Genomic DNA, 23,027 nt, shown 5'->3' on the forward strand with positions numbered 1-23,027 from the left:
TTGAGCGAACTACAAGACATACCTAACAAACCATTACGCAGAGGTTACACAACCGGAGCTTGCGCTACAGCATGCACCAAGGCTGCTTTATTAAGTCTAGTCACACAAAACAAACTAAAAGAAGTATCGGTTACATTACCTATTGGAGAAACAGTTACATTCAAAGTAAACTTAATCTCTCTTACTACAAACGAAGCCAAATACGCTACCATAAAAGATGCCGGTGACGACCCTGATGTAACACATAAAGCACACATCTCGGTAACAGTTTCTTTTAATACACTTAAAGAAATTGTTTTTGTAAGAGGTAAAGGAGTTGGACTAGTAACACTTCCTGGATTAGAAATTCCTGTAGGTGAACCGGCAATTAATCCTGTACCTAGAAAAATGATGAGTACTGTTTGCAAAAAAATATTATCAGATCATCAAATAGAAACCAAAGGAGTACATATTAAAGTATCCGTTAAAGATGGCGAACAATTAGCTAAAAGAACCCTTAATAGTCGATTAGGAATTCTATATGGCATTTCAATTTTAGGCACCTCGGGAGTAGTAACTCCTTTTTCTGCAGCCTCATATATTGCAAGCATCCAACAAGGAATAGATGTTGCTATTGCCAATAAAAAAACCGAATTATTAATTAATTCTGGTGCACGTAGCGAAAAAATGTTGAAAGGCTTGTTTCCTGAAATAGATGATATTTCTTGTATTCATTACGGAAACTGGATTCAGGAAACTTTTGAAAAAATTCATCAATCTCAACAAATCACAAAAGTATCTATGGGTATTATGCTTGGTAAAGCTGCAAAACTAGCACAAGGCAATACCAATACACATAGCGGTAAAACAACCTGGGACAAAAATTTTATTTATGAATTAGCAATAGCATGTGGCTACCCAGAAGAGATTGCTAACAAAGTTTTAGCATTAAATATGGCCGGACGTCTTAGAGAAATTTTTACTTTTGCCAGCCAAGAAAAATTTTATCAAGAACTAATAAAAAGATGTCATTATCATTGTCAGAATATAGCCCCAAATGTGCATCTTCAGATGTATTTGATCAATAATGATGGAATCCATATAGCGTATCCTTTATGAACATAATGAATCTTGCCAGACCTCTTATTGCAGGAGTATTACATTCTTTTGAACCTGATCATATGTCGGCTGTTTCTGTTTTAGCAGCAGAAAATGCTATTCAAAAGAAAAAAGTCAATTTAAAAACGGTTTTTACTGCTTCTCAGTGGGCATTAGGACATTCTGTTACTTTATTACTATTTGGAGGAATAGCGTTGATTTTTAGAACTGCGCTGTTAACTTTTATTGAAGGCTTATCTTTCTGGGCTGAGTTTTCAGTGGGCCCTATTATGATTTGGTTAGGTATTATGGCTATTCGTAGAAACCACAAGGTCAACGAGATGATGGCGGATCATAAAAAAATAGAAGCTCATGAACATATGGCTAATAATCCTATTCATTTACATGGTAAAACTGGTGAAGAAATAGCTATGAACCCGATTAATCGTTCTTTTTGGATTGGGATGTTACATGGGTTGGCTGGAACCGGAGGTGCGCTTACATCTGCATTAATTATAAGTGCTGATACGGTTTCTGATGCTATCTGGATATTGATTATAGAATCAATTGGTGTTATTCTCTCTATGGCAATATATAGCTATGTCTTAATTTTTACAATGAGTCGTTTTATAGAGCGAAATATTTCTATCTTTAAATGGATGAACGGCATTATTGGAATCATTTCTATTGTGGTAGGATTAATTATGTTACAAAGAGCACTCCTAGAATGGTTTTAATATTCCAAATTATCAGACGATCATGTTCTAATTAAAAACCAACTACAATGGAACAACCAAACTTATCCGAAATCAATAAGTTATCTAATGGAGATAAAACTTTTGAAGAAAGAATCTTTAATGTTATCAAAAAAGAATTCCCTCTAGAAAAAGCTCAATATTTCAGTAATTTAGAAAATAAAAATCTAATAAAAGCTGCAGAAGACGTACATAAACTTAAGCACAAGGTAAGCATTTTTGGACTTGAAAAAAGTTATGAAATCGCAACAGATTATGAAAACAATCTAAAGGATGGGAATTACGAACTTAAAGAAGATTTCGAAAAAGTTCTACAAATGATCACAGAATACATAGATACTCTGTAACCTTTTGCAGAACTATTTTCTTTTATACATCTAATTTCAACTGACCTTTGATTTGACTTTAAAATTATAGTGATAAGCAATTTGAGCAAGTTGCCCAACAATTTTCACAGAATCTTTCATAGATAACTTAGAACCGTCTGCATGTATCCAACGTTTAAGAGGTTGCTCGCATATATAAGAAATTGCTTTTTCTTTTCCGTAAAATTTGCGCATCTTCATAAAGATTTCAACATCAAACAACCATTTTGTAATAAACTTCTCTCGGAACATTTCATTGACTATTTCTCTATCCATAATTTTAGCACCACATTGCGTATCATTAAATGACATACTCAAGATATTTCGAATAATCAGATTGATCGTTTTACTTATTATTTTACGCGCAGATTCTTTTGTAATATTTGCTCCCATCCTACTCATTCTCGAGCCACTTACTATTTTAAATTTTGAGGACTCTATCGTCTTAACCAAATCATCAAAATCCTTAAAATCTGTGGACAAGTCAGCATCTAAATATCCTATATAATCCAATTGCGGGTCTTTTGCCAAATGCAAAACCCCTTGTCGCACTGCTTCTCCTTTTCCTCCATTTTTTTCGCAATTATAAACACTTATATTATCTTCTCTACCTTCAGATAATTTTTTTAAAACTTCTAATGTATTATCTGTACTTCCATCATTCACAAAACATAAATGATATCCTAAGTTACTATGAGTAAAATCGGTAAATTCTTTACTCAAGATTCTTGTTTCTTCATTATAACATGGGATAACAACTCCTACGCAATGTCTTTGTAACATTTGACCTTTAGTGTTGTTTTCTGTTTTCTTTCTTGATCTTATTCCAAATATTCTTGCTATTCTTGCCGAAATTTCATTAAGTGATAGTGGTTTTTTCATATAGTCATCTATACCTAAATCAAAACCATCTAGAATGGTATCTTCATTAGTATTACCAGACATCACCAAAATCTTAACGTCTGATTTTTTTTCTTGACGAATATTTTCAATAACCTCAAGACCAGACATTCCATCCATGTTAATATCCACAATCACAATATCAGGCTTAAAACTATCAAACAGTTCTAGTCCTGATTGTCCATCACTTGCACATTCGATAATGTATCCTTGATCCGACAGGTGTTTTTCTAAGGATAATAAAACAAGTTGCTGATCATCTATTGCTAAAATTTTTTTCATGTAAAGTAGGTTTTTCAATATGACTATTTACTACATAGAAAGCCATATCGATATTCAAAAAAGTAGGGGTAATTAGAAAGACTGACTTCTAACGAATACTCTAGCTCGAATAAGCTTAGTATTCCTTAGCATTTTGACTAGAAATTGAATAATTCTCTAGAAACAGAAAAAATCAATAGCTATTCTAAAAATAGGAAAATATTAGGAAATTAGGTTTGTAAAGTTTTTATTATTTTATAGGGGTATCCTTAAACACACAGAATATTCTGATAAAAAGTATTGTTTGTTATATTCAAATGATTCAGAAATAAATACTTTTAAGTACCACGCACATCATCTTCTTTTATATCCTCATAAAAGTGATATTTAAACAAAAAAGGATGACCATTCTACCTGCATAAATCCTTATTTTTACAACTCTTATATAGAAATAGATGCAATCAAAATATAATTACCCTTTTACTGCTATACTAGCACAAGAAGATTTAAAATTATGCTTGTTACTTAATTTAGTCGACCCAACCATTGGCGGAGTATTAGCAACAGGTGATAAAGGCACTGCCAAAACTACAATGGTAAGAGGGTTAAGTCAGTTGATGGGGAAAAATTTTCCATTTGTAAACCTACCAATTGGTGCCACAGAAGACAGAGTATTGGGTAGCGTCGATTTAGAAACATTAATTAATAAAAAAGTATCTATTGTAGACAAAGGGTTATTAGCTCTGGCGCATCAAGGGTTTTTATACATTGATGAAATTAATCTTCTTAATGATTATCTAATGGATATATTGTTGGATGCTTCTGCAACGGGAGGATATCATCTAGAACGCGAAGGCATATCGCAATGGGTAGATAGCCGTTTTTGTATGGTAGGAACGATGAATCCAGAAGAAGGAGTGTTACGACCACAACTATTAGATCGTTTTGGTCTTAGTGTAAATATTAATACTCCTGCAGATAAAAAAATACGTTCTCAGATCGCTATGCAACGTCTCTCATTTGATAACGACCCAGAAACATTCTTTATAAAATTTGAGTCTGAAGAACAGAAAATAAAAGAACAGGTTCTTCTTGGAAAACAGCGATTACAAAATGTCATCATTCCAGAAGACGTTCAAGAATTTTGTGCAGAGTTAACGATCACTAATAAAGTAGAAGGAATGCGTGCGGATATTTTATTATTAAAGACTGCCAGAGCATATGCAGCCTATTATAATTATCCAGAAGTAACTCTTGAAATTATAAATAGTATTGCACCATTTGTACTACAACATCGAGCAAAAGAATATACTCCACCTAATACTACAAACGAAAATGATGATACCAATCAAAAAAATAAAGATTCACAAGAAGAATCAATAGCTCAAGCCTCTACTAAGGCAGAATTTCAATTACCTAAATCGGTACAACAAGGACTACAGTTTTCTGCTCCAAAGAAAAACAACAAACAAAACATTAAACTAAATCCTCTTTCTAATATTTCATCAGCACCCTATCCTTTAAATCCTCACACTGAGATCGCAATAGCAAAATCTGTAAAAGCCTATTTAAAATCAGGAGTTTTTAATCGTATTCATAAACAACTAGTACAAAAAGCAATAGCGCGTATTGTATTTTTAGTAGATACCAGTGCTTCTATGGCAATAGATCAACAAATGGCCTATTTAAAAGGGGTTATCGAAAAAACCGTACTATCACACCCTTTACATAAAATACAGTATGCTATAGTTGGTTTGCAGGGGTCGTCTGCTAAAATTCTACAAGAGTTCACTACAAACACAAAAGAAATCACCTCTATAAATCAGCAATTAAGAACTCAAGGGAAAACCAATTTAGGAGCTGCATTTTTTAAAGTTTATGAAGTATTAAAATCCTTAAACCTCCAAACGGTGCAGCTATTTGTTTTTACAGATGGCAAAGCTAACGCAGGGGCCAAAGATTCTTTTCAATATGCTATAACCACCTATAAAAAATATCTTAGTAAAATATCTAAAACGACTATTATAGATACAGAATTAGGTTTTGTAAAATTAGGTAAAGCAAAAGAAATGGCTAAAATCTTACAATTAAATTATACTGCGATTTCTGATTTTTAATTCATATGTCTAAAGCATTTTTAATAGCAGCTCCATGGAGTAATTCTGGGAAAACAACGGTAACGTTAAGTTTATGTCGTTGGTTTTCAAATCAAGGTTTAAATGTACAACCTTTTAAGTGTGGTCCGGACTATATTGATACTATCCATCATAGTACTGCAGCCAGAAAACCTGCTGTGAATTTAGACGTAGTAATGATGCCAGAAGAACATGTGATACGCACATTTAATAACTATCAACAAGGTACCGACATCAGTATTATCGAAGGTGTTATGGGGTTATTTGATGGTGCTGTAAAAGATCAAGGAAGTTCTGCTGCAATTGCCAAGTTATTAGATATTCCTGTTATTTTAGTTGTCAATGCCAGTAGTATGGCATATACAATTGCTCCTATTTTGCATGGATTAAAAACATTTGATCCTGAAGTTCAAATAGCTGGAGTACTATTTAATTTTGTTAAAACAGAATCTCATTATGCTTTCTTGAAAGAAGCTTGTGATACGGTTGGTATTCCATCATTGGGATATATCCCTCCTAATGAAGAAATTGCTATACCATCTCGACATCTGGGTCTACATATTGATAAGACTTTTGAAACGATAATAGAAAAAGCTGCTTCTCATATAACCTCAAACATCTCTGTCTCAAAGCTATTAGAATCTGCCAAAGAAATCAATAAGATAGCAAGAGAAAAAGCACAAGTCAAAACTCCCTCTAAAACAAAAACAATTGCTATTGCAAAAGATGAGGCGTTTAGCTTTACCTATATAGAAAATTTAAAGTGGTTAGAATCTATAGGACGTATTGTATATTTTAGCCCAATTCATGACTCACAGCTTCCAGAAACCGATTACATTTATTTAGCAGGTGGCTACCCAGAATTATATTTAGAAAAATTATCTCAAAATGTAAGCATGTGCAACCAAATCAGAAATGCCGCTAATCTAGGTGTAACTATCTATGCAGAATGCGGAGGAATGATGTATCTAGGAAAGGCGATTATAGATGAAAAGGGGTTGGCACATTCTATGGTCAATATATTTGACTATAGTACCTCTATGGAAAATAAAAAGTTATCCTTAGGCTATCGTAAAGTACTTTTTGAGGGTTTAGAAATCTGGGGACATGAATTTCATTATTCTAAAATACTTAATGATCAAACCAACTCTAGTATTGGAAAAGTTTTCACCGCAAGAGATAAAGAAATTTCAACAAAAATATATACTTATAAAAATGTATACGCTAGCTATATTCACTTGTATTGGGCAGCGTTAAAACCAAAAGATATATGCATTTAGTAGCAACAATACCTGGTGGATGGAATCCAAATGATGATGAAATTTTTTATATCGAACAACAACCCGGGGATATTGTATTTCTAAGTGCTGGCGATACCGAGATTCATACCATGAATGAAGCATACAAACAATTGTATGAAACCGAAGGAGATACTTTACCAAGTTTACGTATGACCAATCTAGTATATCTTAAACAAGAATTAACAATTGACACCTATCTTGAGGAAGTCCTTGAAAAAGCCAAAGTTATCATTTGTAGCATGTTGGGAGGTATTAGTTACTACAAATACTTAATAGAATCCCTAGTCGAACTACAGGAACGAATTGGTAACACTATTTTGTTCTTACCTGCTCATGAACCCGATTTTGAGCTAATGAAACTATCTTCTGTTGATATTCAGATCGCACACCAATCGCGACAGTATTTACAAGAGGGAGGAAAAGAAAATTCAGTAGCTTTTTTGAATTATCTGCGATATACGTTTTTTAATGATCAGATAAACATTACTCCAGTTAAATCAATAGCTGATGTATTTTTATTTACTTGTGAAACTGGATTATTAGAACAGGAAACACTTGAACTTTCACTTAACTCTTCAAGACCCAATGTAGTTATATTAGCATATCGCACACATTATCTTTCAGATAACCTATCTCCAATACAGGCAATAAGTAAGGCATTACATGCTAAAGGGATGAATACTTTTGTGGTTTTTACTAGTAACCTTAGAGATTCAAAATTAGTAGAACAAGTACAATCGTTAATGACGCATTCAGGGAAACGCGATATTCATACTATCATAAACACTACAGGGTTTACTATAAAACCTATGGACGGCTCTGAATTTATTTTTGAAAACTTAAAAATTCCTGTATTACAAGCAATATTTTCTACAGCAAATAAAAAAGTCTGGGAAGAAGGACTTTTTGGTCTTCCTCCTACAGATATAGCAATGAATATTGCCTTGCCCGAAATAGATGGGCGTATAATAGGACGTGCGGTTTCTTTTAAAAAGGAAATAGAAAAAGATAGTCTTACAGATAGTTCTATTCTAAAATATGAAGCTTATATTCCTGCATGTGAATTTACAGCAGAGCTAGCTAAGCGATGGACTTCACTTCAGGTTAAAAAGAATAGTGAAAAAAAAGTAGCTATTATTTTACCTAATTATCCAAATAAAGATAGTCGTTTAGCTAATGGTGTAGGTTTGGATACTCCTGAGAGTTGTGTGGTATTACTGCAAGCGTTACAAACAGAAGGTTATGATCTAGGGACGCAATTACCAAAAAGTGGTACCGAAATCATGCATTGGATTACCCAGGTCACTACCAACAATATCACTACTACAACTACAAGACCACATGCTCTAGTGTTTAGTCATAACGAATTTAAACAATGCTTTTCGTTATTATCCCAAGAACTACAAAATAAGGTTACCGAGCAATGGGGTACTCCAGATAATGATCCCTATTGTACTGAAAATGGTTTTATCATTTCGGGATTTTTATTAGGTAATATTTTTGTAAGTATTCAACCCTCTCGAGGATATAACCAAGACCCACAGGCAATTTATCATTCACCTGATTTACCGCCTACTTATCAATATTTAGCCTATTATTTCTGGTTACAAGAAAATTATCAAGCAGATGCTGTTATTCATCTAGGAAAACACGGTAATCTAGAATGGTTACCGGGAAAAAGTGTATCCTTAAATGCTGAAACCTGTTTCCCGGCAGCTGTATTTGGTGCACTACCTCACTTTTATCCTTTTATTATTAATGACCCCGGGGAAGGAACACAAGCAAAAAGGAGAAATCAAGCAGTGATTATCGATCACCTGATTCCACCTATGACTAGAGCAGAGAGCTATGGAAATTTAATGAAGCTGGAACATCTAGTAGACGAATACTATGAGGCTGCTTCCTTAGACCCAAAACGATCTCGAGCATTAGAAAAAGAGATATCTGGACTGGTTAAAGAAACCAAGTTAAATGTAGATCTAGGTATTGCATCAGATGATGTAGACGAACTACTAATTAAGCTAGATGGGTATTTATGTGAATTAAAAGAAGCACAAATTAGAGATGGATTACACATTTTTGGTAAAGCACCAGTTAATGAACAGCTAATAGATTTATTAATTGCATTGCATAGAGTTCCCGGATATAAACAACAGGGGATTACTCAAGTATTAGCCAAAGATCTTGGTATTGAAGAGAACATATTAGAGATTCCGTATACAGCAGTAATGGAGCTTACTATTGAAGGTGTATTTTGTAAAACTGCTGGGCAAGTAGTTGCGCAATTAGAACACATTGTAAAGCGATTGTTAATCTCTTATTTAGAAAAGGGAGAAGAAACTACATTGTATCCTTTAACGTTCCAAATAATCCAACATATAAAAACTAGCACATTAGTAAAAGTGCAAAAAACAACCGATGAGTTGGATTTTCTATTAAATGGATTAAATGGTTATTACGTGCCTTCTGGACCGTCTGGTGCCCCTACTCGTGGACGGTTAGATTTACTACCAACAGGAAGAAACTTCTATTCTGTAGATGTACGAACCATACCTACCGAAACTGCCTATCGACTTGGAGAAAAAAGTGCACAACTCATTATTGATAGATACTTACAAGAAAATGGCGATTATCCCGAAACTATTGGAGTTTCAGTTTGGGGAACATCAACGATGCGCACAGGAGGTGATGATATTGCACAAGCATTCGCACTTATGGGAGTTCGACCCATCTGGAAAAATGTAAATCGTAGAGTCACCGATTTTGAAATCATTCCATTACTAAAATTAAAAAGGCCTAGAATAGACGTAACCTTAAGGATTTCAGGTTTTTTTAGAGATGCATTTCCTGATGTTATAAATCTATTTAATGCCGTTGTTACACGTTTAGCACATCTGGATGAGTCTGTAGAAGACAATCCTATACGCAAGCGTTTTTTAGCAGAACAACAACAATGGCAAGAACAAGGATTACCAAAAGATGAAGCAACACAACGTGCGTTGTATCGTGTTTTTGGATCTAAACCAGGAGCGTATGGTGCCGGATTGCAAGCTGTAATAGACGAAAAAAACTGGCAAACACAAGAAGATCTTGCCAAAGTATATATTAACTGGAGCGGTTATGCGTATGGCAACTCTAAAAAAGGAGTCTCTGCACATGAGTCATTTCAATATCGACTACAAGCCATGCAGATTGTCATGCAAAATCAGGATAATCGTGAACATGATATTCTAGATAGTGATGATTATTATCAATTTCATGGTGGCTTGGCAAATGCTGTAAAAACAATAAAAGGAGAAGACGCAGCTATATATTTTGGTGATAACTCTAGACCAGAAAACCCAAAAGTAAAAACATTAAAAGAAGAACTTTTAAAAGTGTATCGATCCCGAGTAATTAATCCAAAATGGATTAACGGTGTGCAACGACATGGATACAAAGGTGCTTTTGAAATGGCTGCTACTTTAGATTATCTTTTTGCTTATGACGCCACTACAAATCTTATCGATGATTTTATGTATGAAGGAATTACTGAGAGTTATTTATTAACTCCAAAAAACAAAGAATTTATACAAAAAAATAACCCCTGGGCATTAAAGGATATGAGTGAGCGTTTATTAGAAGCCATACAACGCGGTATGTGGAAAAACCCATCAAATGAAATAAAAGAACAATTGGAAATTTTATATCTTGAAAGTGAGGGGTTAACAGAATAATATAAACATTAGCTATGAAAAATTTGATTTCTATACTATTAATTTTAGGATTTACAACAAACTCTAATTTTAAAAAAAGAACGTTATCATACCCTGTTATTATTTCAAAAGCTGATTTAATTGTCGTTGGTGCTATTTCTGCGGTATCTTTTTCTGTATATGAATACGATTTTCAAATTTCTGAATTTGTTAAAGGTACATCTGCACAAAAAATCACTGTTACTATGTGGAGAGAATGGACCTGTGATAGACGCATTAAATTTCCAAAAAATGGACAACGGTTAATCTTATTTCTTTCTAAAAGAAATAATGGCAATTACGAAATCATCAACGGTAGTACTGGTGAACTCTTTATATCAGAAAATGAAACTATAGAGACATTTATAAATACTAACTTTCCCAATCTCAAAGAATTTATCACAGGAATAAAAATGTTTTCAAAGGCTTATCGTTTCGAAGGAGAACTATACGCTAGACATTCTGAAAAAAGGTATTTCAAACGCCTAATTAATCAATCTGAAATTGACAAAATGGAAACAAAAAGTAGTTTTTTTAAATCTATGTCCTCATGGATTAAGACTGCAATATTAGAAGATTAATACATTACTATATTCTTGACACCTTCTTAATCTTGGTTCTTATAATGTGAGAGCAAAACCAACCAAAATTTATACTCATTACCAAAAAAAAATTAAAAAAGTAAAAGATTTACTAATTTAGTTACTCATACAAGAGAAATATGTTTACCCGTTAACATACACTTAACGTTTTAAGTAATTTAAAAATCCACTCTTTTGAGAATATTGAAAAACATACTTATATTCCAAAAAAAGATATTTTTTATATCCTATTTAACCTCAATAGCAATCGGAATTTTAGGCTTCCTATTTACTGGTTTTATAAATCATCAAACAATTGGATTGGGTTTTTCACTTATAGTTCCTTTCGCTCAATATTACGTTTATGATATTAAAAACAAAAATCAATACTTTTATTACTATAATTTAGGATTAAGTAATATTATGCTTTGGGTTTCAACATTTATTACTGCATTAATTAATTTCTTTATTTTAATTATAATATGAGTAAACTTCATATAGATAGCCTTACTAAATCTTACAATAATAAAATTATTTTGAGCGATGTTTTTATTTCTTGCAAAAAAGGAGAAATTAAAGGTTTGATTGGGTTAAATGGTTCTGGGAAATCTACACTACTCAAAATTATTTATGGTGCTGAAAAAGCAGATTCGAAATTTGTTAGAGTTGGAAATAAAATTATAAAAAATGTATATGATGGAAGAAATCTAATCAGCTATTTACCTCAAGATAGCTTCTTGCCAAATAACATTTCAATAAAATCATTAATAAATTTGTTCTTACAAAAAGAAAATAGACCAATTGTAATTGAAAACGAATACGTCAAACCACTACTGAATAAAAAGAATCAAGATTTATCAGGGGGAGAGAAAAGAATAATAGAGATTCTATTGACTATTCATTCAAATGCAAAATATATTTTACTGGACGAACCTTTTAATGGAGTTAGTCCAATTATAAAAGATTACATCATAGAATACATAAAAAAAATGAAATTATTAAAAGGTTATATTGTAACTGACCATGACTATGAAAATGTAATAAATTTAGCAGATAAAATCGTTTACTTGCAAAATGGATATTTAAAAGAAATCAATGACAAAAAAGAATTAGTAGAATTAGGGTATATGTCAAAAACTACTTACAACACGGTTTATAAAACATAGTCAGTAAATGCTAAATCGAAAGTTGTGAGCTTATTTACAAAGACCGTAAAAATTTTAATTTGGCTTTTAAGATTGATAAATTAAAAACAAAATATAAAAATTCGGCTCTGTGGTAATCCGAAAAGCTAGTGCTTCTTGACACGCTACGTTCCATACACAAGTCCTCTTTACACAAGTTTGAAAAGCATAACACTCATTAACCTTTAGTTAAGATAGAAATGAAAAAAGTAAGCTCAATCCTATTATTTTTAATTATGTCATTTTCATTAATGAGTTTAATAGTTCGCCACGACATACCAGATGAACGTTTTATTGAATTAGGAAAAAAATACCCTCAAATTTGTCATTTATCTGATGGTGAGGCTACACTGATTAAAGAAAATTGGGCCGTAACAGCTGCACACGCAGCTATTCTGTTAAAAGAAGAATTAGAAAATGGCGAAATACCACAAGTGAGTATTAACAATAAACAATATGATGTAGAAAAAGCAATTATTCACCCAAACTTCCAAATAAGCGAAACGTCTATAGAAAATGATATAGCTCTCATTAAAATTAAAGGAAGTGTAACAAGTATTCCTTTTGCAAAACTATACGATAAACAAAACGAAAAAGGAAAACAAATAACCATTGTAGGTAGAGGAGATTTCGGAACTGGATTAACAGGTCCGCAAAATTGGGATAAAATTACACGAGGAGCAACTAATAGAATAGATGAAGTAGATGGTCAATGGATTATCTTTAATTTTGATAGCCCACAATCAGAAAACACTACAGAATTAGAAGGAGTAAGTGGACCTGGTGATAGTGGTGGACCTGCTTTTATTGACATAGGTAACGTGAGATATATTGTTGGGGTTAGCTCAAATCAAACAGATATTGATAGCGGAAAACAAGGTGTTTATGGAGTAACTGAATATTATGCTCGTATTAGCTTTTATAAGAAATGGATTGAGGAGAGTATAAAATAACCAGTGTATAACACGGTGTATAAGTAATAGCGGTTTAAGTAATTAAATGAAAATACAAATATAAAATAAAGGTCAGTGCAAAAGCGAAAGATTTGTGAGTAGAAATCCACTACTACTCATACACAAGTCCGTTGTATGCAATATCAAAAAAATGAAGAAAATATTATACCTAATACTACTATTGACAAATATTGGATTTGCTCAAAATGGATTCATTGAAATAAAAGTTAAAGACTCTATCAGATTGAAACCTGTAAAATTTGAATATAATGTTCAAATCAGTGAATCCAAATTCTTAAGTTCTGATAAAGATTTAGCAAAATCAAAAATGCAGGAAAAATATGAGCAACTTGAACTTTTTTTAAGAAACAGAAAATATAAAATTAGACCTTTAAACAACAGTGAATTTCAGATTCACGATTATGTCGGTTTTTGGAAATATGGCTTTGCTGTTGAATTATCAAACTCAAAAGAATTAGAAAATTTAACCACTGAATTGAAAAAATTGGATTTCATAAAAGCTTCTATTGGTGAAATTGAATATGAAAATCCTGAGTTATCTGAGAAAAAGTTATTTTCAAAACTTCTCAAAAAAGCGAAAGAAAAGGGAAAAATGATAGCAGAACTAACTGGTCAAAAATTAGGTAACATAATTGAACTAAAAGAATCCAAGGAATCTGACAATCTCAATGTAAATATAAAAGACATCTATTTAGCTTCTTTAAGAAATAAGGATTTTGGAGTTGTTAAGAATCAATTATTCGGACAAAAATGGGAAACTATCATTGTGAAATTCAGTGCTAAGTAATACTGCATACAACAAAGGCTATCATTAATACGGGGTTTGATTCTTAATCAAAAGTTTAGTCTATTTTTATAATGTCTGCCAAATCTTTTAATTTGGCTTTAAAACAGAAAATTAAAACAAAATATAAAAATTGGCTCAGTGCGAATTAGAAAATGTAGTATCTTTTTACACGCTACGTTTTATACACTGAATGTTGTGCGTCACCTTGAAAAAAGAAACCGAGTGAACCCAAAAATATTTGAGCCCAATAGTGAATTAGAAGACTTTGTAAAATGTTATTGGACATTGGAAAGTTCTTTTGAAAACACCCCTACTAGGAACACTATTGTTCCGGACGGAACAGTGAAATTAATTTTTCATTATGGCGACTTGTATTGGCATCATCCTAAAAGTGGGAAAAGTTTTCTGCAACCAAGATGTTTTTTAATAGGTCAACTTACTAAACCTTATATTGTTGAGCCTGCAGGAGAAACAGGAACTTTTGTAATTCGATTTAATCCAAATGGATTTTCACCTTTTACCAACATTCCCATAAAAGAAATGGAAAACAAACCTATTGCTTTAAAAGAGTTGTTTGGTGAAAAAGGAAAAAAATTAGAGCAAGAAATTTTAGATGCTAAAAACACTAGTCAGCGAATCAACATAGCTGAAAAATTTCTGCTGGAGTTATTAAAAAGCAAAGAGGTAAAAGACCGAATTGTAAACTCTACAATAGAAACAATTGTGAAATACAAAGGACAACTTTCAGTTAATGAATTATCAAACCAAGCCAGTTTAAGTCGGAGAATATTAGCTAGAAAATTTTCGTCAAATGTAGGCTTAAGTCCAAAACAACTTTCAAAAATTGTGCGACTACAGGCAACACTAAAATCGCTTTTACAAAACGAAAAGACAAACTTAACCGATTTGACCTACGAAAATGAGTACTTTGACCAGTCACATTTCATTAAAGATTTTAAAGAATTTACAGGAATTACACCAAAAGAATTTTACGGAGAGGATTTAAAAATGTCATTGATTTTTGATTCAAAAAAATAGTGTTGTCCCATTTTTACAATTTTAAGTCTCAAACCATTCTCAACTTTGTAGAGAACTTAAAAATGATAAAAATGAATACTGTAAATCCTGTTTGTTGGTTTGATATTAATGTAGCAAACCTAGAAAGAGCTAAGAAATTTTATGAAACTGTTTTTGCAATAAAGTTAACTGACTTACCTATTGAATGGGGACAACAATCTACATTTCCGTTCGAAAATAATGGAGCAAATGCAACAGGGGCTCTGGTCGAAAAAGAAAACTATGTTGCTAATGAAAACAATACAGTTGTTTATTTCGCATCTAATGATTGTACTACTGAAGAAATAAGAATTGAAAGTGCAGGAGGAAAACTTCTAAAATCAAAAACACCAATAGGAGAATTTGGATTTATCTCAATATTCCTAGATACTGAAGGAAATACAATTGGTCTTCATTCAAGAAAATAGATGAACACACAACAAGGTATAAAAACAATAACGGTTCCAGTGCAAACTCGAACCGCTATTGTATTTATTCAGTAAATTGCTTTTTGAAAAATAGTTGTATTTAATCCGCTACTCCTCATACACAAAACATTATCTCTTATTAGTATAAATCTGCAACAGTCACAATATTTTAAGGTTTTGTATTAAAACCCAATACATAATATGTGAATAATAAAGACTCGTTTCGCCTATTTATATTACTACCTATTTTATTGACTTCGATAATCGGATATAGTCAAGAAAATATTGTGGAATTGACTGGCATAGTTACAAGTCCAAATTATACTGTCTCTGATATTTTAGTTGTTAATATAAATTCTAAAAAATCTACGATTACTGATATTAAAGGGTTTTTCAGCATTGAAGTTAAATTGCAAGATACATTACAATTCTCTGCTGTTAGTTATAGAAAGAAGGAAATCGTTATAACAGATGAAATTCTAAATCAAAAGAAAATTCAAGTTGATTTAGAAGAAAAAATTGTCAATTTAGACGAAGTTGTAATTCTACCACATAATCTAACAGGTACAGTTGCTCTTGATATAAAAAAGTTTGATACTAACCCTGTTATTACTTCCACATCTTTGGGACTACCTAAAGCAAATATAAAAGTGAAAACTAAAAACGAGAGATTACTTTTTGAAGCCGATGACGGAAAGTTAATTAAATTTTATGGAGTTGCTGCAACCGTAAATGTTACTAAATTGCTTAATAAGATTTCAGGTAGAACAAAAAAGCTTAAAAATCGCGTCTTACTTGATAAGCATATTAAAATTGAAAATGAAATAGATAATTTGTTTTCAAAGCAAGTATTATCCGAAGCACTGGGAATACCTCAAACAAATATTGCCGATTTTCTTGATTTTTGCGTAAATCACCCTGATTTTTCTAAATTGCCGGAGACTATAGATGCGTTAAAAGTTTTGAAATACTTTAAAAGTAAAAGTTATGAGTACAAAAAAGAAAACGGGTTAAATTGAATGCTTGCAGAAAAGTCGAAAAGTTAGGTAACATTTTACCTTGCAATGACACACATATTAAACGTTGTAGCAAATTTAGCAAATGCAGAAATTCACATTAATAATCTTACTTATAATATTCAATCTGACTTTCGGACAAGAAAAAGATGACCCAACAGAATTACTAATTACTAAATTTAGGTCGGAAATGAAATTGGAAAATATTTCAAACTTTTTTATCGTCAAGCATATAACTTATAGTTCTAGTTTTCTAATCCTTAAAAAGGGAGAGACGACTGTTTGCAAACCTAAAGGATATAACTTCAATATGTATGGTTTTTGGAAAAATGGAAATGAAACTTGGATTAAAAAATACGATAATTGTGGTGGATTCAATTCTATAAAACTAACTGATTCAAAATCTCTTGAGTTTTACGAAAAGAATATAGATAATCTAAAAAAAGACGAAGTTAAAATCTACACTACAAAAGCAGACAGTATAGTAAATGGGAAAAAATATTCATACGTTTCTACTCGCAGTCATTCACCACAAAGGCATTTTTGGTTTTTTAAAGATTCGACTAAATTTCAAAAGAAATTTAATAAATATAATTTAAAAACTGAAGAGAATAATAAAAACTTGAATTACGAATCAAATAACGATCTATCAATTGCGAAACTAAACTTAATCTGCGAAGAAATAATTTATGAGTTAGAGGAAAAGAAAATGTTTAACCGATTGAAATAAAAAACGCGCTACAACAATTTGTATATTGCAAATGTCGCCTTCGGTAGGCAAACACAACATGCAAAAGACGTTGTGGTTGATGTAAAATAAATGAAAGAATTAAATGCCCATATTGACGAATCAAATCTGGAAATTGCTTCTAGAATGATAATGAATGGAGCGGATATCAATGAAGAGTACGGAATTGGAATCAGACCGATTATTGCTGCGATAAACTCGGGAAACACAAGTATACTGAAATTTGTTATTGAAAATGGAGCAGATTTAAATATTGACAACGGAAAACCGTTAAGAGAAGCTATTGATATAGCCATAGACAGTATGATTCAAGATAGTCTAACTAAACCTCCTAAAAACGCTATGGATGTAGTAAAAACTTTATTGGATAGTGGAGCAAACTTCAGACTTAAAAATAAAGAAAGTGAAAGACCAATTGATATTATTTCATCTTATGCTCATAATAATGAAAGTTTTGAACAATTGAAATCATTTTTCCGCCCTCTAATTCCGCAAATAGACGAACTAATAAAAAGAAACTAACCATAATGTCTATTAAAACAAATCGATGAGCAAATACATTTTAATAACCATTTTACTACTATTTTCTTCAATTACTATTGTCGGACAAAATAATGATTCTGATATCGTTATAGAAAATGCCAATTACCCAAAAATAGTATACAGAGGAATCCAAAATAAAATCAAAATTTCTGTGCCAAACACTGACAGTATTCAAGTTTTTGACCCACACAGAGGTTTATTAAAAAAAGACAAACAAGGATATTATTATATCAATTGTACCACTGAAAAAGCCCCTAAAAAAATACTCGAGGTTAAATTGTATAACTCTGGAGTGAACACTAAATCTAAAAGTATCAAATTTGACGTACAAGACATAACGAGACCAAAACTAAAAATTAACGATAATTCAGGCCATCACCTTAAAATGTATTTAACTGATTTGAAAGATGCAAAAATTGAAATTTACTTTCCAAATTCAGGATACTTGGAAAAGTATTTCACCATCAGAAAATATAAAATAAAAATTGGAGATTTACCAACCGTGATAATCAACGGAAATAAAATTACTGATGAAACTTACTCAAAAATTCTGAAATTAGGTATTGGAGGGGAAATTCAGATATTTGATGCCAGCCCAAAAAGAATATCTGGAAATATAACTTCATGTCTTAAATCTCTAGGAAGTATATCAATTGAAATAATAAACAAACGTTAACACCAAGTACGTGATCATAGCTGCTAATCAGTAATCGATTAGTTCTTGTATTTTTGGTAAGACGAAATGCTTGCAAAAAGTAAAATTTAGCAACCAATGCATCGATAATATCGAAAAGCTTAGTAACGTTTTGTACCACTATAACACATGTATTAAACTTCATATACCTATTGAGTAGGATATTCATGAACAATAAAAAGATTTACAGATATACGAATGTTGAATTATTTGATCTTATAAAAAATGGGAGCAATAAAACCGACATTAAAAATGCTGAATTGGAATTAAAATCTCGGAATTTGACTCAAAAACAGCTATTAGAAGTCGAAATTGAATATTTCAAGTATAAAAAAAATCAAAATGATCGTAAAACTGCTCCATTAACACCTAGTGAATGGATTCCTCTTTTCTTTTTACCTTTTTTTATACCAACACAAAAATGGAGAAATTATGATCATTTTTCAAAATCAGAATTTGAACGTTATGAAAAGTATGGATTTGACGAAAAGGCTCGAGAAGCTAGAAAAATTAGGTTATATGGAATTTTATTCTGGATCCTAATTATTATAAATGCAGTATTTATTTATAATTATTTAACAAGATAAAACAGCATACAACACCATAGTAAATAGTTCGATTAGTGTTTAATCGAAACGTCATTTCTTTTTATATAATAGTACTGAATTTTTATACGTTTAAAAGAAATAAAAATGCGCAGATAGATCAATTGGTTCTGACTTATTTGATTTGCTTCAGTTCATCTATCTAGCGTTAACAAAAATTAAGTAAACAAATCGTCATTATGGAAGAAAGTAAAACTGTAATTAAAAAACAATTGACCCCTTCAAAAATCATGCAAGTTGGATTGGGATTCTGGGCTTCAAAAACATTACTCTCAGCAGTTAATATGGGGTTATTTACTCTTTTAGCAGAGGAAGAAGAGTTAGCTGGTCAAAATATCAAGGAAAAATTAGGACTACACGACAGAGGGCTTTATGATTTTTTAGACACTTTAGTCGCATTAAACTTCTTACAAAGAACAGGATTAAAAGAATCTTCTATATATACAAACACAGAGGAGACAAATCTATTTCTTGACAAGAACAAACCAAGTTACGTTGGAGGCATGCTTGAACTATCAAATAATAGGTTGTATGGCTTTTGGAATACACTCGAAGAAGGATTAAAAACGGGTATTCCTCAAAATGAAATAAAAAATGGAGGAGCTCCAATTTTTGAAGATATATATGCTGACCAACAAAAATTGAAAGAATTTTTAAAAGCTATGGAAGGTCTTCAAAGTTCCAATTTTAAGATGTTGTCTCAAAAATTTGACTTTTCTAATTACAAAACACATTGTGATATAGGAGGTTCTTCTGGACATTTAGCCGTAGAAGTAGTACAAAACAATAATCATATAAAATCCATTACCTTTGACCTACCTCCATTAGAAATTCTTGCCAAAGAAAATATTTTAGCTAATGGATTAAGTGATAGCATATCTGTTAAGTCAGGTGACTTTTTTAAAGACGAATTCCCACAGTCTGATGTTATTACGATGGGGAACATTCTTCATAACTGGGGATTACAAGACAAGAAAACACTTATCAAAAAAGCCTATGATGCTTTACCAAGTGCAGGGGCATTAATTGTAATTGAAAATATCATTGATGATGATAGAAGAACAAATGCATTTGGTCTAATGATGTCATTACAAATGTTAATGGAAACACCCGAAGGTTTTGACTTTACCGCAGCCGACTTTAATCTTTGGGCAAGTGAAATTGGTTTTTCACAGGTTTCTACCATGAATTTGACTGGAAATACAAGTGCTGTAATTGCTATAAAATAAAACTTTTGCTAACGATTTAAATAAAAATCATTTAAGCGATTGTTTATTTAAATTGTTAGCCCTTTAATCAAATAAAATCTTCATACATAAACCCAATTTACAATTTAAAGATATCTAATGTAACTTTTCTAAATCCCCAGAACTTTCTTAATCTTAGTTCCTAAGGAGTTTTTAACCTCTCCAGGCTTTTCATCTTCTTCAAAAAGGATTCCTTTTACGTTCAAATGGTGGCCTACTTGTTCTGCACCATAATCTTGTTCAAAACCAACTACTTGTTTTCTGTATTTACAAAGTTGACAATTCATATAGGCTGTCCCTGTCTTTGCTTCTTCTAAACGTTCATCAAAAGCCTTCATCAATAGTTCATCTGTACCAAACGGAGCTGTATATATAAATTCTTGATCAGAATTAGTATTCATAGTAGTTACATGACCATAAATACGCTCTAACAATACGCCTGTGAAAAAGAAAAATGGGATAACAATTGTACGTTTAAAACCAAGTTTTTCGATCATTTGCAATGATTCATCAACCTTAGGGTACGCAGTACCACTATATGCCGTAGTTGCAAATCCATACCCCATTCCTTCCCAAAGCATACTTGTAAGCTTACAAACATCACTATTTGCATCCGGATCTGTGGTACCTCTACCAACTACTACCAAACAAGTTTCCTTTCGATCCATTGGTGTTAACGTAGCTTCAGTTTCTTCAATTCGCTTTACGGCTAAATCAAGTAAAAACGAATTTACACCAATATGTTTGCCCATGGTGATCGTTAAATCTTCATGATAACTTTGTATTGTATTTAACTCGTACGGGATGTCGTTTTTAGCATGAGAACCTGCAAACAAAATAACAGGTAGTGCATATACTTTTCGAATCCCGTTAAGATACATTCGCTCTACAGCAGCTTCGTATGTTGGATGATTAAACTCTAAAAAACCATAATCAACTTCATACTCTTTTTCATACCGATCTTGCAAAATTGCAACTAACTTTTTAAAAGATGTTATCGCAGCTTCTCTACGACTACCATGTCCACAAAGTAATATACCTTCTTTCATTTCTTATGTATAATTCTCTTTACATTAACATATAGGATTTGCTCCTATAATTAGTACTACAGGCATCTGTATTGTACTATTCTTAATTTGTTCTTCTATACTTCCTAAAGTACCTGTAATTAAGGACTGATTTGATCGCGATACATTAGAAGCTGCATTTACAGGAATTGTATCATCTTTACAAACTTCTAACAATTTAGGTATAATTCTGTGTAAACTTTTAAGTCCCATATATATCGAAATTGTATTTCCGGCTTTGAGCATATGTGCTATCCCATTAAGTTGTTCAAAAGAATAATCGGCAGTATGTGCCGTACAAATAAGCATGGCATTAGACTTGTTTCTCTCTGTAATTGGAATGTTATGAATATTTGCTGCCGCTAGAGCCGCGGATATTCCCGGAATTACTTCAAAAGGAATTTTCTTAATCGTAAGATATCTAACCTCTTCTGCCGCTCTACCATAGACATATGGATCTCCAGATTTGAGACGTACCACTTTTTTTCCTTGACGGTAATACGATTCTAGTAATTCGTTAATTTTTTGTTGCCTACTAATCTGGTCTGAAGTATCTCCAAATTTTCGGCCTACATATATTTTTTCTGCCTCCCGGCTTATCGCCATAATACGATCAGAAACTAAATTATCATGTAGAATGACTTGTGCATCTTTTATAAGTCGATGCGCTTTAACGGTTAACAAATCCGGATCTCCTGGTCCGGCGCCTACTATTGCTACAGCATGCATTATTAGATCAGTTTTAAAGGGTCTGGATATTTATATTCAAAGCCCAATACCGTTTTACTTTTTGTATTTGATATGATTTTATAGACTATCGTTTCCTGTTTTATAAAACTTGGTGGTGTTAATCCTATATTTCTAGCCGCAATAGTATAGAACTCTTTTCGTAAAGGGTGCTGATCTGCACAACCGTTAATGATCTCTCCCCAACTATTTTTTTCTATCACAGCAAGTATTAGCCTGATACAATCATCTCTATGAATTACATTAATAGGCGCATCTCCGTTAAGTACTTCTTTTTTATTGGCTAAAAATCTACCTGGTAACCGATCGTACCCTATTAACCCACAAAATCGAATTATGGTTAAGCGTTCTCCCAATTGTTCTTGTAATAGTTTTTCGACAGCAGCAACTGCTAATCCAGATGCTTTCTCAGGTTGGACATCAATCGTTTCAAAAACCTCATCATTTGTATTTTGATATACAGAAGTTGAACTAATAAAAATAACTTTTTGAGTGCTTGAAATATAAGGTAATATGCCTGCTATTTGTTGCGTATATACCTGTAGTATATTTGGAATTCTTTTAGGAGGAAAGTTAACAACAATGATCTCGCTATCTTTTAAAAAATCTTTAGATACCTCTTGATTAGCTTCTCCTAATTTTAGTAAAAAAGGCATAATTCCTTCTTTTTCTAACTCAGAAATTTTAGTTGCTGTTGTTGTAGATCCTTTCACATTAATTCCTTTGGACACTAAATCAACAGCCAATGGCAATCCTAGCCACCCACAACCCAATATACTTATCTGTTTACTATTCACATGCTCAAGTTTTAAAAATCAAATT

General features: G+C 32.0%; 22 protein-coding genes. 18 read left to right on the forward strand and 4 right to left on the reverse strand.

Annotated elements, in window-relative coordinates:
* The 3 genes from AWE51_RS26140 to AWE51_RS13435 are packed head-to-tail and all read left to right on the forward strand — an operon-like array spanning position 1 to position 2,179.
* On the forward strand, positions 1-1,098 hold the full coding sequence (locus tag AWE51_RS26140; protein WP_082832430.1) for a cobalt-precorrin-5B (C(1))-methyltransferase: 1,098 nt from the start codon (positions 1-3) through the stop codon (positions 1,096-1,098).
* Positions 1,095-1,814: a cytochrome c biogenesis protein CcdA gene (locus tag AWE51_RS13430; RefSeq protein ID WP_066314248.1), complete on the forward strand. Its 720-nt coding sequence runs from the start codon at positions 1,095-1,097 to the stop codon at positions 1,812-1,814. The genes AWE51_RS26140 and AWE51_RS13430 overlap by 4 nt, the downstream gene beginning before the upstream one ends.
* Before the next feature lie 47 nt (positions 1,815-1,861).
* A complete protein-coding gene (locus AWE51_RS13435; RefSeq protein WP_066314251.1) occupies positions 1,862-2,179 on the forward strand; it encodes a histidine kinase in 318 nt (105 codons plus the stop codon).
* Between the two features lie 36 nt (positions 2,180-2,215).
* Here AWE51_RS13435 and AWE51_RS13440 read toward each other — a convergent pair whose 3' ends face one another.
* Positions 2,216-3,379 (reverse strand): response regulator, encoded by a 1,164-nt coding sequence (locus tag AWE51_RS13440; RefSeq protein WP_066314253.1) that lies wholly within the window; start codon positions 3,377-3,379, stop codon positions 2,216-2,218.
* Positions 3,380-3,813: 434 nt separating this feature from the next.
* Between AWE51_RS13440 and AWE51_RS13445 the strand changes: the two genes are divergently transcribed.
* The 15 genes from AWE51_RS13445 (at position 3,814) to AWE51_RS13520 (ending at position 20,373) form a co-directional block, all read left to right on the forward strand.
* A complete protein-coding gene (locus tag AWE51_RS13445; RefSeq protein ID WP_066314255.1) occupies positions 3,814-5,475 on the forward strand; it encodes a VWA domain-containing protein in 1,662 nt (553 codons plus the stop codon).
* A gap of 5 nt (positions 5,476-5,480) precedes the next feature.
* Positions 5,481-6,773 carry a cobyrinate a,c-diamide synthase gene (locus AWE51_RS13450; protein ID WP_066314257.1) on the forward strand — a complete coding sequence of 431 codons (1,293 nt, stop codon included), beginning with the start codon at positions 5,481-5,483 and terminating at the stop codon, positions 6,771-6,773.
* On the forward strand, positions 6,764-10,510 hold the full coding sequence (gene cobN, locus AWE51_RS13455; protein ID WP_066314259.1) for a cobaltochelatase subunit CobN: 3,747 nt from the start codon (positions 6,764-6,766) through the stop codon (positions 10,508-10,510). Before AWE51_RS13450 ends, cobN begins: the two co-directional genes overlap by 10 nt.
* A gap of 14 nt (positions 10,511-10,524) precedes the next feature.
* Complete coding sequence (locus AWE51_RS13460) at positions 10,525-11,109, forward strand: hypothetical protein (RefSeq protein ID WP_066314260.1); 585 nt, start codon at positions 10,525-10,527, stop codon at positions 11,107-11,109.
* A 482-nt stretch (positions 11,110-11,591) separates the two neighbouring features.
* Positions 11,592-12,275, forward strand: a complete 684-nt coding sequence (locus AWE51_RS13470) for an ATP-binding cassette domain-containing protein (RefSeq protein WP_066314263.1) — start codon at positions 11,592-11,594, stop codon at positions 12,273-12,275.
* 254 nt (positions 12,276-12,529) lie between these two features.
* Positions 12,530-13,246, forward strand: coding sequence for a trypsin-like serine protease (locus AWE51_RS13475; RefSeq protein ID WP_066314264.1), 717 nt, complete (start codon positions 12,530-12,532; stop codon positions 13,244-13,246).
* 151 nt (positions 13,247-13,397) lie between these two features.
* Positions 13,398-14,054 (forward strand): hypothetical protein, encoded by a 657-nt coding sequence (locus tag AWE51_RS13480; RefSeq protein ID WP_066314266.1) that lies wholly within the window; start codon positions 13,398-13,400, stop codon positions 14,052-14,054.
* Between the two features lie 222 nt (positions 14,055-14,276).
* Positions 14,277-15,092, forward strand: coding sequence for a helix-turn-helix transcriptional regulator (locus AWE51_RS13485; protein ID WP_066314268.1), 816 nt, complete (start codon positions 14,277-14,279; stop codon positions 15,090-15,092).
* Between the two features lie 71 nt (positions 15,093-15,163).
* Positions 15,164-15,538, forward strand: coding sequence for a VOC family protein (locus AWE51_RS13490; RefSeq protein WP_066314269.1), 375 nt, complete (start codon positions 15,164-15,166; stop codon positions 15,536-15,538).
* 203 nt (positions 15,539-15,741) lie between these two features.
* On the forward strand, positions 15,742-16,557 hold the full coding sequence (locus AWE51_RS13495; RefSeq protein ID WP_066314271.1) for a carboxypeptidase-like regulatory domain-containing protein: 816 nt from the start codon (positions 15,742-15,744) through the stop codon (positions 16,555-16,557).
* 187 nt (positions 16,558-16,744) lie between these two features.
* Positions 16,745-17,284: a hypothetical protein gene (locus AWE51_RS13500; RefSeq protein ID WP_157766095.1), complete on the forward strand. Its 540-nt coding sequence runs from the start codon at positions 16,745-16,747 to the stop codon at positions 17,282-17,284.
* A 90-nt stretch (positions 17,285-17,374) separates the two neighbouring features.
* Complete coding sequence (locus AWE51_RS13505; protein ID WP_066314274.1) at positions 17,375-17,824, forward strand: ankyrin repeat domain-containing protein; 450 nt, start codon at positions 17,375-17,377, stop codon at positions 17,822-17,824.
* 25 nt (positions 17,825-17,849) lie between these two features.
* Positions 17,850-18,521 carry a GldM family protein gene (locus tag AWE51_RS13510; protein WP_066314275.1) on the forward strand — a complete coding sequence of 224 codons (672 nt, stop codon included), beginning with the start codon at positions 17,850-17,852 and terminating at the stop codon, positions 18,519-18,521.
* A 185-nt stretch (positions 18,522-18,706) separates the two neighbouring features.
* The gene (locus tag AWE51_RS13515) at positions 18,707-19,126 is read left to right on the forward strand and encodes a hypothetical protein (RefSeq protein ID WP_082832432.1); all 420 of its coding nucleotides are present in this window, start codon (positions 18,707-18,709) and stop codon (positions 19,124-19,126) included.
* Positions 19,127-19,323: 197 nt separating this feature from the next.
* Positions 19,324-20,373, forward strand: coding sequence for a methyltransferase (locus AWE51_RS13520; RefSeq protein ID WP_066314276.1), 1,050 nt, complete (start codon positions 19,324-19,326; stop codon positions 20,371-20,373).
* A gap of 128 nt (positions 20,374-20,501) precedes the next feature.
* On the opposite strand, the gene AWE51_RS13525 is transcribed toward AWE51_RS13520, so the two are convergent.
* From AWE51_RS13525 to AWE51_RS13535, 3 genes are read right to left on the reverse strand one after another with little or no spacing between them, the layout of a single operon-like run.
* A complete protein-coding gene (locus AWE51_RS13525) occupies positions 20,502-21,440 on the reverse strand; it encodes a sirohydrochlorin chelatase (protein WP_066314278.1) in 939 nt (312 codons plus the stop codon).
* Between the two features lie 24 nt (positions 21,441-21,464).
* The gene (cobA, locus tag AWE51_RS13530; RefSeq protein ID WP_066314280.1) at positions 21,465-22,187 is read right to left on the reverse strand and encodes a uroporphyrinogen-III C-methyltransferase; all 723 of its coding nucleotides are present in this window, start codon (positions 22,185-22,187) and stop codon (positions 21,465-21,467) included.
* Positions 22,188-22,189: 2 nt separating this feature from the next.
* Positions 22,190-23,002 carry an NAD(P)-binding domain-containing protein gene (locus tag AWE51_RS13535; protein ID WP_066314282.1) on the reverse strand — a complete coding sequence of 271 codons (813 nt, stop codon included), beginning with the start codon at positions 23,000-23,002 and terminating at the stop codon, positions 22,190-22,192.
* Positions 23,003-23,027 lie beyond the last annotated feature (25 nt).

Source organism: Aquimarina aggregata (assembly GCF_001632745.1).
GTDB classification, from domain to species: Bacteria; Bacteroidota; Bacteroidia; order Flavobacteriales; family Flavobacteriaceae; genus Aquimarina; species Aquimarina aggregata.

Bases quoted from the DNA above. Each gene is read 5' to 3' on its own strand.
- AWE51_RS13430 (WP_066314248.1), top strand. From the start codon at position 1,095: ATGAACATAATGAATCTTGCCAGACCTCTTATTGCAGGAGTATTACAT.
- AWE51_RS13435 (WP_066314251.1), top strand. From the start codon at position 1,862: ATGGAACAACCAAACTTATCCGAAATCAATAAGTTATCTAATGGAGAT.
- AWE51_RS13440 (WP_066314253.1), bottom strand. From the start codon at position 3,379: ATGAAAAAAATTTTAGCAATAGATGATCAGCAACTTGTTTTATTATCC.
- AWE51_RS13445 (WP_066314255.1), top strand. From the start codon at position 3,814: ATGCAATCAAAATATAATTACCCTTTTACTGCTATACTAGCACAAGAA.
- AWE51_RS13450 (WP_066314257.1), top strand. From the start codon at position 5,481: ATGTCTAAAGCATTTTTAATAGCAGCTCCATGGAGTAATTCTGGGAAA.
- cobN (WP_066314259.1), top strand. From the start codon at position 6,764: ATGCATTTAGTAGCAACAATACCTGGTGGATGGAATCCAAATGATGAT.
- AWE51_RS13460 (WP_066314260.1), top strand. From the start codon at position 10,525: ATGAAAAATTTGATTTCTATACTATTAATTTTAGGATTTACAACAAAC.
- AWE51_RS13470 (WP_066314263.1), top strand. From the start codon at position 11,592: ATGAGTAAACTTCATATAGATAGCCTTACTAAATCTTACAATAATAAA.
- AWE51_RS13475 (WP_066314264.1), top strand. From the start codon at position 12,530: ATGTCATTTTCATTAATGAGTTTAATAGTTCGCCACGACATACCAGAT.
- AWE51_RS13480 (WP_066314266.1), top strand. From the start codon at position 13,398: ATGAAGAAAATATTATACCTAATACTACTATTGACAAATATTGGATTT.
- AWE51_RS13490 (WP_066314269.1), top strand. From the start codon at position 15,164: ATGAATACTGTAAATCCTGTTTGTTGGTTTGATATTAATGTAGCAAAC.
- AWE51_RS13500 (WP_157766095.1), top strand. From the start codon at position 16,745: ATGAAATTGGAAAATATTTCAAACTTTTTTATCGTCAAGCATATAACT.
- AWE51_RS13505 (WP_066314274.1), top strand. From the start codon at position 17,375: ATGAAAGAATTAAATGCCCATATTGACGAATCAAATCTGGAAATTGCT.
- AWE51_RS13510 (WP_066314275.1), top strand. From the start codon at position 17,850: ATGAGCAAATACATTTTAATAACCATTTTACTACTATTTTCTTCAATT.
- AWE51_RS13515 (WP_082832432.1), top strand. From the start codon at position 18,707: ATGAACAATAAAAAGATTTACAGATATACGAATGTTGAATTATTTGAT.
- AWE51_RS13520 (WP_066314276.1), top strand. From the start codon at position 19,324: ATGGAAGAAAGTAAAACTGTAATTAAAAAACAATTGACCCCTTCAAAA.
- AWE51_RS13525 (WP_066314278.1), bottom strand. From the start codon at position 21,440: ATGAAAGAAGGTATATTACTTTGTGGACATGGTAGTCGTAGAGAAGCT.
- cobA (WP_066314280.1), bottom strand. From the start codon at position 22,187: ATGCATGCTGTAGCAATAGTAGGCGCCGGACCAGGAGATCCGGATTTG.